We start from the raw sequence: 13,092 nt of genomic DNA on the forward strand, positions 1-13,092 counted from the left end.
GTCAGCGCGCGCGGAGGCCGTCGAAGATCACGCGGGTGACGTCGTCGACGAGTTCCTCGGGGGTGAGCGACGTGTGCGCGGGGCGGTACCACTCGATGATCGAGTTGATCATGCCGAACATGAGCCGGGTCGTCACCGAGGGGCGGATGTCGCGACGCAGCGCGCCCTCCTGCTGCGCCTGTCCGACGAGGTGCGCGACGCGCTGATCGAAGATGCGGCGGCGCTCGAGAGCGGCCCGCTCGATCTCGCTGTTGCCGTGCACGCGCAGCAGCAGCGTCACCTGCGGCAGCCTGCTGGTGAGCACGCGCACGGCGCCTGCGATCACCGTCACCAGCCGCGTCGCGGCCGTGCCCTCGTCGGCCAGGGCTCCGTCGAGCACCGACTCCAGCCCCCCGAGCGCGTCGTCGAGGGCGATCTCGAGGATCTGCTCCTTCGAGGTGAAGTGGTGGTACAGCGCGGCCTTGCTGAGCCCGAGCTCGGTCGCCAGTGACGACACGCTCGTGGCGTCGTACCCCTGCTCGTTGAAGAGGCGCACGGCGATCTCGAGCACCTGTGCGCGGTCGTAGCCGGGGCGTCCGCGCCGCGCGCGGGGGGCGGCGTGCTCGGCGAGGGCGCCGTCGGACGCGTCGGCGACGCCCGATTCCTCGGCGGCGTGCGCGGATCCGGTGCTCATTCGCATCATTCTCCCTCATCGGCCTCGCCGGCGGACTTGCCCGCCCGGGATCCGTCTGCCATCCTTTTACTGAACGATCGGTCGGGAAACAGTCTGATCCCGACCGACGCACCCTGTCGACGACGACCCCGGGAGGACGAGCATGTCGGAGGCCTACCTCATCGGCGGTGCGCGCACGCCGGTCGGACGCTACGGCGGTGTTCTCGCCGGTGTTCGCCCCGACGACCTGGCCGCGCTCGTGATCCGCGAGGCCGCGCAGCGCGCCGGCGTTCCCGACGACGCCTTCGATGAGGTGATCCTCGGATCCGCGAACCAGGCGGGGGAGGACAACCGCAACGTCGCGCGCATGGCGGTGCTGCTCGCCGGCCTGCCCGACGCGCTGCCGGCCTTCACGGTGAACCGGCTCTGCGCCTCCGGGATGACGGCCGTCGCGCTGGCCGCGCAGGCGATCCGCGCGGGCGACGCCGACGTGATGATCGCCGGCGGCGTGGAGTCGATGACGCGCGCCCCCTGGGTGCAGTCCAAGCCGGAGCGAGCATGGGCGAAGCCCGGCGAGGCCTTCGACACCTCGATCGGCTGGCGGTTCACGAACCCGCGCCTGGCCGCACGCGACAAGGCCACGTTCTCCATGCCCGAGACCGCGGAGGAGGTCGCGCGCCTCGACGGCATCACCCGGGAGGATGCGGACGCCTTCGCCCTGCGCAGCCACCAGCGTGCGATCGCCGCGATCGACGCCGGCCGCCTCGCTCCCGAGATCGTGGCGGTGCCCACGCCGCGCGGCGGGCTCGTCGACACCGACGAGGGCCCGCGCCGGGACACCACGCTCGAGGTGCTGGCGGGGCTGCGGCCCGTGGTCGCCGGCGGCAGCGTGGTCACCGCGGGCAACGCCTCCTCGCTCAACGACGGCGCCTCCGCGATCGTCGTCGCCGGATCCGCCGCGGTGGATCGGCACGGTCTCACGCCGAGGGCGCGCATCGTGGCCTCGGCGTCGGCCGCGCTCGCCCCGGAGATCATGGGGCTGGGGCCGGTCCCCGCGACCGAGAAGGCGCTGGCGAAGGCGGGGCTCACCGCGTCGGACCTCGGTGCGGTCGAGCTCAACGAGGCGTTCGCCACGCAGTCGCTCGCCTCGATGCGCCGGCTCGGGCTCGACCCCGAGATCGTGAACGCGGACGGCGGCGCCATCGCACTCGGCCACCCGCTGGGATCCAGCGGCAGCCGGATCCTGATCACGCTGCTCGGCCGGATGGAGCGCGAGGGCGCCCGGTACGGCCTGGCGACGATGTGCGTCGGCGTCGGTCAGGGCACGGCGATGATCGTGGAGCGTGTGTGATGACCGACGCACCGGCGGGTCGGCGCCTGCGCATCGAGTGCTCCGAGAGCCGCGTCACGGCGACCCTGGACCGGCCCGAGACCCGCAACGCGATCGATCAGGCCATGATCGACGAACTGCACGCCCTCTGCGCCGAGCTCGAGCAGGAGCCGCGGATCCTGATCCTCATCGGATCCGGTGGGATCTTCGCCTCCGGGGCCGATATCGCCCAGCTGCGCGACCGCCGGGCGCAGGACGCGCGAGCCGGCATCAACACGACGGCGTTCCAGCGCATCCGCCGGCTGCCGATGCCCGTGATCGCCGCGGTCGACGGCTATGCCCTGGGCGGCGGCGCGGAGCTCGCATACGCCGCGGACATCCGCCTCGGCACCCCGTCCACCCGCATCGGCAATCCGGAGACCGGGCTCGGCATCATCGCCGCAGCCGGGGCGACCTGGCGATTGCCGCAGATCGTCGGCGAGGCGCGCGCGGCCGAACTGCTGTTCACCGGGCGTCAGCTCACGGCGGAGGAAGCGCTCGCCTGGGGTCTGCTGTCGTCGCTGCACGAGTCGGAGGATCTGCTCGCGGCGGCGCATGCGGTCGCCGACCGCATCGCTGCGAACGATCCGCTCGCCACGCGGCACACCAAGACGGCGCTCCTCGCCCCGCCCGACCGGCATCCGGAGATCGAGTTGGAGCTGCAGGCCGAGCTGTTCGAGAGCCCCGAGAAGCATCGGCGGATGACCGCCTTCCTGGAACGGAGGAACCGCCGATGAGCGGTCAGGAACTCCCCGCGCACGAGCCGGCGGCAGCCCCCGAACGGGTCGGCGTGCTGGGCGGCGGACGGATGGGCGCCGGTATCGCGCATGCGTTCCTGCTCGCCGGATCCCAGGTCGTCGTGGTCGAGCAGGACGAGGCTGCGGCGGCCGCAGCGGGGGAGCGGGTCCGCACCAGCCTGCGGCGCTCCGTCGAGCGCGGCAGCACCGACCGCACGATCGCCGCGCTCGAGAGCGCGCTCGAGACGAGCACCGATGCTGCTGCGTTCGCCGATGCGGGACTCGTCATCGAGGCGGTGCCGGAGGACCGGCTGCTCAAGGTCGAGAGCCTGCGCCGGATCGAGGCGGTGGTCGAGCCGCGCACCGCGATCGCCTCCAACACGTCCTCGATCTCGATCGACGATCTCGGCGCGGAGCTCGCGCACCCCGAGCGCTTCCTGGGCCTGCACTTCTTCAACCCCGTGCCCGCCTCGGCGCTCGTCGAGGTGGTCGTCGGCGGCACCACCGATCAGGAGCTCGTCGACGAGGCCCGCGGCTGGGTCGCGGCGCTCGACAAGACCGCGGTCGTCGTCGCGGATGCGCCCGGCTTCGCGTCGAGCCGACTCGGCGTGGCCCTCGCGCTGGAGGCGATCCGGATGCTCGAGGAGGGCGTGGCGACCGCCGCCGACATCGACGCGGCGATGGAGCTCGGCTACCGGCATCCCACCGGGCCGCTGCGCACCACCGACATCGTCGGGCTCGATGTGCGCCTCGGGATCGCCGAAGAGCTGGAGGCCAAGCTCGGCGCGCGGTTCGCGCCGCCGCAGCTGCTGCGCGACCTGGTCGCCGACGGACACCTGGGCCGCAAGACCGGCCGCGGGTTCTACGAATGGAGCGAATGACATGACGGAGCTGCTGCCCAGCTATCTGCAGGGAGCCTGGTGGACGTCCGACTCGGACGGAGGCACGATCGTCCGCGACGCGTCCACCGGCGCCGAGATCGTACGGGTCGACTCCGCGGGCATCGATCTCGCCGGTGCCGTGGACTACGCGCGCACGGTGGGGCAGCGGAGCCTCGGCGCGCTCACCTTCCACCAGCGCGCGATGCTGCTCAAGCAGATGGCCGTGGTGCTCACGGAGCACAAGGAGGAGTTGTACGAACTCTCCAAGCGCAGCGGATCCACGGTCCGCGACTCCTACGCCGACGTGGACGGCGGCATCGGCGTGCTGTTCACGTACTCGTCGAAGGGCCGCCGCGAGCTGCCGAACGCGACCGTCCTCCTGGACGGCCCGGTCGAGCCGCTCTCCAAGGACGGATCCTTCCTCGGCCGCCATGTCTACACGCGCCTGCCCGGCGTCGCCGTTCAGATCAACGCGTTCAACTTCCCGATGTGGGGTGCGCTGGAGAAGTTCGCCCCGGCGTTCCTCGCGGGTGTGCCCTCGATCGTGAAGCCTGCGACTCCCACGGGCTATGTCGCGGAGGCGTGGGTGCGGATCCTCGTCGATTCGGGACTGTTGCCTGACGGATCCCTGCAGCTGGTCAGCGGATCCCTCCCGGGGATCTTCGACCTGCTCCACCTCGGCGATCTCGTCGCCTTCACCGGCAGCGCCACGACCGCGGCGGGGCTGCGTGCCCAGACGGCCGATGGGGTGCGCTTCACGAGCGAGACCGACTCGATCAACGCCTCGGTCCTGGGCCCCGACGCCACTCCGGACACGCCGGAGTTCGACGCCTACGTGAAGCAGCTCATGATCGAGCTCACCACGAAGGCGGGACAGAAATGCACCGCGATCCGACGCGCGATCGTCCCGACGTCGCTCGTGGATCCGCTCGTCGCCGCCCTGCAGGCGAAGATCGCCGAACGCGTCGTGATCGGCGACCCGCATGCCGAGTCGGTCACGATGGGGCCCCTCGTCTCGACCGCGCAGCGCGACGAGGTGCTGCGCCAGGTCGCCGCGCTGCGCGAGGCCGGCGGCGAGCTGCTGATGGGCTCGACGGACGCGCCGTCCGTGGTGCACGCCGACGGCAGCACCGGCCCCGCGCCCGAGGGCGCGTTCGTGGCTCCGATGCTCGTCGGCTTCGCGGACACGGCCGCCCCCGCCGTGCACGAGGTCGAGGCGTTCGGCCCGGTCTCGAGCGTGCTCGGGTACTCGACCGTCGCCGAAGCCGCCGAACTCGTCGGGCGCGGCGGGGGATCCCTCGTCACCTCCGTCGCGACGAAGGACCCGGCGGTCGCGACCGAGCTGCTCACCCGCATCGCGGCGTACAACGGCCGCGTGCTCTTCCTCAACCGTGACGACGCGCGCACGTCGACCGGGCACGGCTCGCCCGTGCCGCACCTCGTGCACGGCGGACCGGGACGGGCGGGCGGTGGCGAGGAGCTCGGCGGCATGCGCGCGGTCCGTCACTTCATGCAGCGCACCGCGATCCAGGGCACCCCGGAGATCCTCACCGCGATCACGGGCGTCTGGCACACCGGCGCCGGCACCGACCGCGCGGTGCACCCGTTCCGCAAGTCGCTGGCCGAGCTGCGGCTGGGCGACCAGGTCGAGTCGGGGCTGCGCCCGCTCTCACTCGAGGACATCGAGGCGTTCGCGCACTCGACGGGCGACACCTTCTACGCGCACATGGACGAGGAGGCCGCCGAGGCGAACCCGTTCTTCGGAGGGAGGGTCGCGCACGGCTACCTGCTGGTGTCGTGGGCGGCCGGGTTGTTCGTCTCGCCCGAGCCGGGGCCCGTGCTCGCCAACTACGGGCTGGAGAACCTGCGCTTCGTGACCCCGGTGAAGCCGGGCGATGCGATCCGGGTCACCCTGACCGCGAAGCAGATCACCCCGCGCGAGACCGACGAGTACGGCGAGGTGCGCTGGGACGCGGTGATCCACAACCAGCGCGACGAGATCGTGGCGACCTACGACGTGCTGACGCTCGTGGAGAAGGAGCTCGCGCCCGTGGTTTGACGCCCTCTCCGGCGCCGTTGAGCGAGGACGGCGGAGTCGCGTGTTTTCGGGGTCGTTGAGCGAGGACGGCGGAGCCGACCGAGACGAAACGCGGTGCTCTCGCGAGGTCACCGCGTTTCGTCTCGCTTCTCGCGGAGACCCGCACTGAGCGGGCGAACCGAGTCGAAGTGTCGATGCTCGCTCAACGAATTCGGTGCGAGCAGATCAACGTCCGTCGCCATCGCTATCGTCCGGTGCATGAGGGGCTACGCGTACATCCTGCGGTGCAACGACGGCACCTTCTATGCCGGCAGCACGAACGATCTCGAGCGAAGGCTGGCCCAGCACGTGGCGGGCGAGGGCGCGGCCTATACGCGCAGGCGGCTGCCTGTCACGCTGGTGTGGCATCTCGAGTGCGAACGAGTCGACGAGGCCTTCGCCTGGGAGAAGCGGATCCAGGGCTGGAGTCATGCAAAGCGCGCTGCCTTCATCGCGGGCGGGCTCGATGCGATCCGCGGCTGGAGCGCGAACACACGCCGGATCCCTCTCCCTCCCTGGGGTCGTTGAGCGAGAACGCCGTGCGCGGCCACCATCCCCGGGGTCGTTGAGTGAGGACGGCGAAGCCGACCGAGATGAACGGTGCACTCGCGAGGGTGCGGCGTTTCGTCTCGCTCCGCCTGCGGCGGTGCTCGCTCAACGTCCATCTGGAGGCGCTGCGTTTCGTCTCGGTCGCGCAAGCGCGTCCTCGCTCAACGGGCCCGAGGCGGGCGGCTGCTCAGCGCAGATCGTAGAGGCGCTTGTACTTGCCCTCGCTGCGGGGGAGGGATCCGGGCTCCTCGACCTGCACGTCCACCGACGTGCCGATCGACGTCTTGATGCGCAGCTTCAGCACCTCGGCCGCGGCCAGGCAGGTCGCGAGATCGACGTCCGGGTGCCGCTCGATCCGCACCTTCAGCGCATCGAGGTGGCCTTGGCGGGTGAGCTCCAGGATGAAGTGCGGCGTGAGGGTCTCGATGCCGAGCGCGATCTCCTCGATCTGCGTCGGGAAGAGGTTCACTCCGCGCAGGATGATCATGTCGTCGTCGCGGCCGGTGATCTTCTCCATCCGCCGCATCGCGGGATAGGCGGATCCGGGCAGCAGCAGGGTCAGATCCCTGGTGCGGTAGCGGATCACCGGGAACGCCTGCTTCGTGAGCGACGTGAACACGAGCTCGCCCGGTTCGCCGTCGGGCACGGGCTCGCCGGTGGAGGGATCGATGATCTCCGGCAGGAAATGGTCCTCCCAGATGTGCGGACCGTCCTTGGTGGCGGCCGCCTCCATCGCGACGCCGGGACCCATGACCTCGCTGAGACCGTAGATGTCGACCGCGTCGATGTTCAGGCGCTGCTCGATCTGGTGGCGCATCTCGTTGGTCCATGGCTCGGCACCGAGGATTCCCACCTTGAGCGAGGTGGAGCGCGGATCGATCCCCGCCTCCTCCATCGCATCCGCGATCGTGAGCAGGTAGGTCGGGGTGCACATGATCGCATCGGGCTCGAAGTCGCGGAGGAGCTGCACCTGCTTGGCGGTCTGCCCGCCCGACATCGGGATCACGGTCGCACCGAGACGCTCGATGCCGGCGTGCGCCCCCAGGCCGCCGGTGAACAGGCCGTAGCCGTAGGCGTTGTGCACCTTCCACCCGGGCTGAACTCCGGCGGCGCTCAGCGACCGGGCGATGAGGTCGGCCCAGTTGTCCAGATCGGCCTGGGTGTAGCCGACCACGGTCGGGCGGCCGGTGGTGCCGGAGGATGCATGGATGCGGCGCACATCGGCCATCGGCACGGCGAACATCCCGAACGGGTAGTACTCGCGCAGGTCGTCCTTGGTGGTGAACGGGAGGCGCGCGATGTCGGCCAGGCTGCGGACGTCATCGGGGTGGACCCCGGCCCTCTGGAATGCCAGCCGGTAGAACGGCACGTTCTCATACGCGTGGCGCACGGACCACCGCAGGCGCTCGAGCTGCAGCGCGCGCAGCTGATCCGGATCCAGCAGTGCGGCGTCGGCGTTCGAGGTCCGATCCGTCGCGATCTCGGTCATGCGTTCTCCTTCGGGAAAGGACGGTTCGTGGTGATCGAGCGGCCGCGGAACTCGGCGACGACATCGCCGGTCTCGTCGGTCACGGTGATGTCGTACAGGCCGGTACGGCCGTTGCGCGCACGGCGCACGCCGGTCGCGGTGAGCACCTGCCCCTCACGAGTGGACTTCAGGAACGTGATGTCCGCGCCTGCGGCGACGGTCACCTGCTCGTCCTCGTTGCAGACGATCGCGAAAGTCGTGTCGGCCAGCGCGAACACCAGCCCGCCGTGCGTGATGTCGAACCCGTTCAGCATGTCGTCGCGCACGGTCATCGAGACGACGGCGCGGCCCGGCTCGTCCACCTCCACGCGCATGCCGAGAGCGGTCGACGCGCGATCGCGGCGCATCATCGGGCGAAGTGCGGCGACGGGCTCTGTCATCGGTTCTCCTTCGAACGGACGGGCGTGGATCCGGTTCGCGAAGAGCCGTTCTTCTGCGAACGTTACGAGTGTGCCATAATTACTGTACGAACGGTAGGTAATTCACACGCTGTTGAACCAGCACAGGGAGTCGACGATGACTGTTCCACCGGTGGCCGAGGCTCTGGACCTCGACGCGCAGGCCCTCTTCGACGAGCTCGTCGAGAACGAGCAGCGCATCGAGCCGCGCGACTGGATGCCGGATGCGTATCGCAAGACGCTCATCCGGCAGATCTCCCAGCACGGGCACTCCGAGATCATCGGGATGCAGCCGGAGGGAAACTGGATCACCCGCGCTCCGAGCCTCAAGCGCAAGGCGATCCTGATGGCCAAGGTGCAGGACGAGGCAGGGCACGGGCTCTACCTCTACTCCGCCGCGCAGACGCTCGGCATCACGCGTGACCAGATGATGCAGCAGCTCATCGACGGCAAGGCGAAGTACTCCTCGATCTTCAACTACCCGACCCCGACCTGGGCGGACATGGGCGCCATCGGCTGGCTCGTCGACGGCGCCGCGATCTGCAACCAGGTGCCGCTGTGCCGCGCGTCGTACGGTCCCTACGGGCGCGCGATGGTGCGGATCTGCAAGGAGGAGTCCTTCCACCAGCGTCAGGGCTTCGAGATCCTGCTCACCCTCATGCAGGGCTCCGAGGAGCAGCGTGCCATGGCGCAGGACGCCGTGAACCGCTGGTACTGGCCGGCCCTCGCGATGTTCGGCCCGCCCGACGACCAGTCGCCGAACTCGGCGCAGTCCATGCAGTGGAAGATCAAGCGCTTCTCGAACGACGACCTGCGCCAGCGCTTCGTCGGCATGCTGGTGCCGCAGGCCGAGATCCTCGGCGTGACGCTGCCGGATCCCGAGCTCCGCTACGACGAGGAGACAGGCCAGTACGCGATGGGCGAGATCGACTGGGACGAGTTCTTCGAGGTGGTGCGCGGCAACGGCCCGTGCAACGCCGAGCGGCTGCAGCGCCGCCGGGACGCGCACGAAGAGGGCGCGTGGGTGCGGGAGGCCGCCGCGGAGTACGCCCGCAAGCAGGCCCTGCGGCAGGAGGTGGCCGCATGACGACCCCCGGCGCATCCCCTGAGGAGACCTGGCCCATGTTCGAGGTCTTCGTGCGCGCGAACCGCGGGCTCAGCCATGTGCATGTCGGGTCGCTGCACGCGCCCGATGCCGACATGGCGCTGCGCAACGCCCGCGACCTGTACACCCGTCGTAACGAGGGCACGTCGGTGTGGGTCGTCCCGGCCGACGCGATCACGACGAGCGACCCCGACGACAAGGGCGCGTTCTTCGAGAGCCCCGCCGGCAAGAACTACCGTCACGCCGTGTACTACACGGCCTCCGAGGGGGTGCCGCACCTGTGAGCGCGCACGACCTGGACGGTGCGATCGACCCGCACGGCGACGTCTCGGTGGACGCGCTCGCGCTCGCCGAGGAGCTCGCCGGATCCGGTGAGCGCGCCGCGTCCGCAGACCTCGCGGAGTATGCGCTGTGGCTCGGCGACGACGCGCTGATCCTCTCGCAGCAGCTCGGCGCGTGGATCACCTACGCTCCCGAGCTGGAGGAGGACGTCGCGCTCGGCAACATCGCGCTCGACCTGCTCGGCCACGCCAGATCCTTCCTGCGCTACGCCGGATCCTGGGACGGGCGCAGCGAGGACGACCTCGCGTACTTCCGCGACGAGGCGGAGTTCCGCAGCTGCTGGCTCGTCGAGCAGCCGAACGGCGACTTCGCGCAGACGATCGCGCGGCAGCTCCTCATCAGCACGTACATGCTCGAGCTGTACTCGGCGCTGCGGGGCAGCACCGACCCGACGTTCGCCGCGATCGCCGAGAAGGCTGTCAAGGAGGTCGACTACCACCGTGACCACGCCGTGCAGTGGGTGCTGCGCCTGGCCGGCGGCACCGAGGAATCGCGGGCCAGGATCATCCGCGCCGTCGCGGACGTCTGGCCCTACGCCGCCGAGCTCTTCCGCGACGATGAACTGATCGACCGCCTCGGCGACGCCGCAGTGCGCCCCTCATCGCTGCGGTCCGGGTTCGAAGCCGTGATCGACGCCGTCTTCGCCGAAGCCGAGCTGGAGATCCCCGCGGGGTTCGACTCGGCCGCCGGCGGCCGCCACGGCTCCCACGCCACCCCGCTCGGGCACCTGCTGTCCGAGATGCAGGTGCTCGCCCGTCGGCACCCGGGGGCGACATGGTGACCGGAGCGGTCCCCTCGGGGACGTTGAGCGCCCTTCGACGGGCTCAGGGACCGGTCGCGGGCGACCGGGACGACACGCGGCTCCGTGCCTGGGAGGCCGCCGCCGCGGTGAAGGATCCGGAGGTGCCGGTGCTGACGATCGAGGACCTCGGGGTGCTGCGCGCCGTCGCCGTCGACGGCGACCGGATCCGCGTGGACATCACCCCCACGTACAGCGGCTGCCCCGCGATGGACGCGATCCGCGACGACGTCGAACTCGCGCTCGTCCGCGCGGGTTTCGACCGCGTCGAGGTGCGCCTCGTGCTCGCGCCCGCCTGGACGACGGACTGGATGAGCGACGAGGGCAAGCGGAAGCTGACCGAGTACGGCATCGCGCCTCCCAACGGCCATGCCGCGCTCCGGCAGGCCCAGGGGCCGGTGCGCATCGCCCTCGGCGTGCGCTGCCCGCGCTGCGGGTCCCTGGACACCCGTGAGATCTCCCGCTTCGGGTCGACGTCGTGCAAGGCGCTCTACGAGTGCCGCGCGTGCCTCGAGCCCTTCGACCACTTCAAGGTGATCTGATGACGCATCCCGTCGGCAGCCAGAGGCTGTGGCATCTGGGCACCCCATCGCCCGCCGTCGAAGAGGCGGCCACCGAGCGGGTCGCCGGAGCGCTTCTCAACAGCGTGGTCGGAGGAGCGTCGGCATCGCCCCGCAGGCGCACCCGCTTCCACACGCTGGCCGTGCAGGAGGTGCGCCCGCTCACCGATGAGGCGATCGAGGTCACGTTCGCGGTGCCGGACGAGCTCGCGGGGGAGTTCGACTATCTCGCCGGGCAGCACGTCGCGCTGCGCGCCGAGCTCGGCGGTCACGAGGTGCGGCGCTCCTACTCCCTCTGCCGTCCGCCGGCACCCGGATCCGTCAGCGTCGCGATCAAGCGCGATCGCGGGGGCCGCTTCTCCACGTGGGCCCAGAGCGAACTGCACGTGGGCGACCGGATCGACGTGATGAGCCCGCAGGGCACCTTCACCTCCGCGCTCGCCGCGCTCGACGAGGCGCACGTCGTCGGCATCGCCGCGGGATCGGGCATCACGCCGCTCATGGCGCTCGCCGCGACCGTACTGGCCCGGTCCGAGAGCAGCCGCTTCACCCTCGTCTACACGAACCGCCGGGCGACCGACGTGATGTTCCTGGACGACCTCGCGGACCTCAAGGACCGCTACCCGGCCCGCTTCGCGGTGCACCACGTGCTCACCCGTGAGCAGCGCTCGGCGCCCCTGCTGTCGGGGCGCATCGACGAGGAGCGCCTGCGCGGCATCCTCGACGCGCTGGTGCTGCCGGCGACGGTCGACGAGTGGTTCCTGTGCGGACCGTTCGATCTCGTGCAGCTCTGCCGCGACACCCTCGCCGACATCGGCGTCGAGTCCGCGCACGTGCGCTACGAGCTGTTCACGACGGGGGAGCCGGGGCAGGAGCGTCCCGAGGCCGGCCGCCCGATCGAGGTCCGCGAGGACGAGCCCGTGCGCACGATCGAGTTCACCCTCGACGGCCAGTCCGGCTCCGTGGACACCCCGGTGTCGGCGAACGAGTCGATCCTGAACGCCGCGCTGCGTGTGCGTCCCGACGTGCCGTTCGCGTGCGCGGGCGGCGTGTGCGGCACATGCCGGGCACGCCTCGTCGACGGATCCGTCACGATGACGGAGAACTACGCGCTCGAGCAGGACGAGCTCGACCGCGGCTACGTGCTCACCTGCCAGTCCCACCCCACGACGGACCGCGTCGTCGTCGACTACGACGTCTGAGCGTCGCCGTCCGGCCCAGCCCCTTCGACAAGCTCAGGGACCAAGGAGGAACCATGATCGACCTCGCGATCGACGGAGCCGTCGCGCACATCACGCTGAACAATCCCGCCAAGCTCAACGCGCTCGATGAGCAGGCGGTGCGCGATCTCGGCGACGCGTACGCGGAGGCGGAGCGCGCCGGGGTGCGCGCCCTCGTGCTGGCCGGCGAGGGCAGGGCGTTCTGCGCGGGGCGCGACATCTCCGGCGTCGATCCGCGCGACGACGACGTGCTGGGCTACCTCGACGGCATCGTCACCCCTGTGCTGCAGCGCATGTCCGCGTTCCCCGCACCCACCTTCGCGGCCGCGCAGGGCGCGTGCCTCGGGGTGGGCCTGGGCCTGCTCATTGCGACGGATGTCGTCTACGTGGCCGACGCGGCGAAGATCGGATCCCCGTTCGCCGCCCTCGGCGCGACCCTTGACTCCGGCGGTCACGCGCTGTTCGTAGAGCGGCTCGGCGCGCACCGCACTCTCGACCTGATCTACACCGGTCGTCTGATGAGCGGATCCGAGGCGGTCGCCGCGGGGCTGTTCTCGCAGGCGCTGCCCGCCGACGACGACGTGCTCGAGGCGACGCGCGCCGCGGCCGCCCGTGCCGCGCAGGGTGCGACGGCCGCGTTCGTGGCGAGCAAGCGTCTCGTCGCCGCTCTCCGTGACGAGCGTCTGGGGCTCTGGCAGTCCATGCGCCAGGAGAACGCGGCTCAGGCGGCGCTCTGCGACACGGACGACTACCGCGAGGGCTTCGCCGCGTTCCAGGAGAAGCGGCCCCCGCTCTTCGAAGGGCACTGAGCCTCTGCGGTCGCGACAGGCGCGTCACGATCCGCACACCCTGTCACGATCCGCACATGTGTTGAC

At 70.7% G+C, this 13,092-nt stretch carries 14 protein-coding genes; 11 read left to right on the plus strand and 3 right to left on the minus strand.

Translation table 11 applies throughout. The features are described 5' to 3' along the window. Position 1 precedes the first annotated feature (1 nt). The gene (locus LXM50_RS05705; protein ID WP_233310342.1) at positions 2–673 is read right to left on the minus strand and encodes a TetR/AcrR family transcriptional regulator; all 672 of its coding nucleotides are present in this window, start codon (positions 671–673) and stop codon (positions 2–4) included. Positions 674–815: 142 nt separating this feature from the next. Here LXM50_RS05705 and LXM50_RS05710 point away from each other — a divergent pair, with 142 nt between their 5' ends. From LXM50_RS05710 to LXM50_RS05730, 5 genes are all read left to right on the plus strand, one after another. Next, positions 816–2,003 carry an acetyl-CoA C-acyltransferase gene (locus LXM50_RS05710; RefSeq protein WP_233310343.1) on the plus strand — a complete coding sequence of 396 codons (1,188 nt, stop codon included), beginning with the start codon at positions 816–818 and terminating at the stop codon, positions 2,001–2,003. Further along, the gene (locus tag LXM50_RS05715; protein WP_233310344.1) at positions 2,003–2,758 is read left to right on the plus strand and encodes an enoyl-CoA hydratase/isomerase family protein; all 756 of its coding nucleotides are present in this window, start codon (positions 2,003–2,005) and stop codon (positions 2,756–2,758) included. Before LXM50_RS05710 ends, LXM50_RS05715 begins: the two co-directional genes overlap by 1 nt. Continuing rightward, positions 2,755–3,639, plus strand: a complete 885-nt coding sequence (locus tag LXM50_RS05720) for a 3-hydroxyacyl-CoA dehydrogenase family protein (protein WP_233310345.1) — start codon at positions 2,755–2,757, stop codon at positions 3,637–3,639. Before LXM50_RS05715 ends, LXM50_RS05720 begins: the two co-directional genes overlap by 4 nt. 1 nt (position 3,640) lies before the next feature. Continuing rightward, positions 3,641–5,698, plus strand: coding sequence for a phenylacetic acid degradation bifunctional protein PaaZ (paaZ, locus tag LXM50_RS05725; protein WP_233310346.1), 2,058 nt, complete (start codon positions 3,641–3,643; stop codon positions 5,696–5,698). 237 nt (positions 5,699–5,935) lie between these two features. Further along, positions 5,936–6,244 (plus strand): GIY-YIG nuclease family protein, encoded by a 309-nt coding sequence (locus LXM50_RS05730; RefSeq protein ID WP_233310347.1) that lies wholly within the window; start codon positions 5,936–5,938, stop codon positions 6,242–6,244. A 208-nt stretch (positions 6,245–6,452) separates the two neighbouring features. On the opposite strand, the gene paaK is transcribed toward LXM50_RS05730, so the two are convergent. Further along, entirely contained in the window at positions 6,453–7,754 is a 1,302-nt protein-coding gene (gene paaK / locus LXM50_RS05735) for a phenylacetate--CoA ligase PaaK (RefSeq protein ID WP_233310348.1), read from the minus strand. Then, positions 7,751–8,173 carry a hydroxyphenylacetyl-CoA thioesterase PaaI gene (gene paaI / locus LXM50_RS05740; RefSeq protein ID WP_233310349.1) on the minus strand — a complete coding sequence of 141 codons (423 nt, stop codon included), beginning with the start codon at positions 8,171–8,173 and terminating at the stop codon, positions 7,751–7,753. Before paaI ends, paaK begins: the two co-directional genes overlap by 4 nt. A gap of 136 nt (positions 8,174–8,309) precedes the next feature. Between paaI and paaA the strand changes: the two genes are divergently transcribed. The 6 genes from paaA to LXM50_RS05770 all read left to right on the plus strand — a co-directional run bounded on the left by paaA (position 8,310) and on the right by LXM50_RS05770 (position 13,026). Beyond that, the gene (gene paaA / locus LXM50_RS05745; protein WP_233310350.1) at positions 8,310–9,278 is read left to right on the plus strand and encodes a 1,2-phenylacetyl-CoA epoxidase subunit PaaA; all 969 of its coding nucleotides are present in this window, start codon (positions 8,310–8,312) and stop codon (positions 9,276–9,278) included. Then, a complete protein-coding gene (gene paaB, locus LXM50_RS05750; protein WP_233310351.1) occupies positions 9,275–9,580 on the plus strand; it encodes a 1,2-phenylacetyl-CoA epoxidase subunit PaaB in 306 nt (101 codons plus the stop codon). Before paaA ends, paaB begins: the two co-directional genes overlap by 4 nt. After that, positions 9,577–10,419: a 1,2-phenylacetyl-CoA epoxidase subunit PaaC gene (gene paaC / locus LXM50_RS05755; RefSeq protein WP_233310352.1), complete on the plus strand. Its 843-nt coding sequence runs from the start codon at positions 9,577–9,579 to the stop codon at positions 10,417–10,419. The genes paaB and paaC overlap by 4 nt, the downstream gene beginning before the upstream one ends. Beyond that, positions 10,413–10,979, plus strand: a complete 567-nt coding sequence (gene paaD / locus LXM50_RS05760) for a 1,2-phenylacetyl-CoA epoxidase subunit PaaD (RefSeq protein ID WP_374107804.1) — start codon at positions 10,413–10,415, stop codon at positions 10,977–10,979. Before paaC ends, paaD begins: the two co-directional genes overlap by 7 nt. Positions 10,980–11,083: 104 nt before the next feature. Beyond that, positions 11,084–12,199 carry a 1,2-phenylacetyl-CoA epoxidase subunit PaaE gene (gene paaE / locus LXM50_RS05765; protein ID WP_374107808.1) on the plus strand — a complete coding sequence of 372 codons (1,116 nt, stop codon included), beginning with the start codon at positions 11,084–11,086 and terminating at the stop codon, positions 12,197–12,199. A gap of 53 nt (positions 12,200–12,252) precedes the next feature. Beyond that, a complete protein-coding gene (locus LXM50_RS05770; protein ID WP_233310355.1) occupies positions 12,253–13,026 on the plus strand; it encodes an enoyl-CoA hydratase/isomerase family protein in 774 nt (257 codons plus the stop codon). Positions 13,027–13,092: the final 66 nt, after the last annotated feature.

Source organism: Microbacterium sp. Au-Mic1, from assembly GCF_021341785.1.
GTDB lineage: Bacteria > Actinomycetota > Actinomycetes > Actinomycetales > Microbacteriaceae > Microbacterium.

Bases quoted from the DNA above. Each gene is read 5' to 3' on its own strand.
- LXM50_RS05705 (WP_233310342.1), bottom strand. From the start codon at position 673: ATGAGCACCGGATCCGCGCACGCCGCCGAGGAATCGGGCGTCGCCGAC.
- LXM50_RS05710 (WP_233310343.1), top strand. From the start codon at position 816: ATGTCGGAGGCCTACCTCATCGGCGGTGCGCGCACGCCGGTCGGACGC.
- LXM50_RS05715 (WP_233310344.1), top strand. From the start codon at position 2,003: ATGACCGACGCACCGGCGGGTCGGCGCCTGCGCATCGAGTGCTCCGAG.
- LXM50_RS05720 (WP_233310345.1), top strand. From the start codon at position 2,755: ATGAGCGGTCAGGAACTCCCCGCGCACGAGCCGGCGGCAGCCCCCGAA.
- paaZ (WP_233310346.1), top strand. From the start codon at position 3,641: ATGACGGAGCTGCTGCCCAGCTATCTGCAGGGAGCCTGGTGGACGTCC.
- LXM50_RS05730 (WP_233310347.1), top strand. From the start codon at position 5,936: ATGAGGGGCTACGCGTACATCCTGCGGTGCAACGACGGCACCTTCTAT.
- paaK (WP_233310348.1), bottom strand. From the start codon at position 7,754: ATGACCGAGATCGCGACGGATCGGACCTCGAACGCCGACGCCGCACTG.
- paaI (WP_233310349.1), bottom strand. From the start codon at position 8,173: ATGACAGAGCCCGTCGCCGCACTTCGCCCGATGATGCGCCGCGATCGC.
- paaA (WP_233310350.1), top strand. From the start codon at position 8,310: ATGACTGTTCCACCGGTGGCCGAGGCTCTGGACCTCGACGCGCAGGCC.
- paaB (WP_233310351.1), top strand. From the start codon at position 9,275: ATGACGACCCCCGGCGCATCCCCTGAGGAGACCTGGCCCATGTTCGAG.
- paaD (WP_374107804.1), top strand. From the start codon at position 10,413: ATGGTGACCGGAGCGGTCCCCTCGGGGACGTTGAGCGCCCTTCGACGG.
- LXM50_RS05770 (WP_233310355.1), top strand. From the start codon at position 12,253: ATGATCGACCTCGCGATCGACGGAGCCGTCGCGCACATCACGCTGAAC.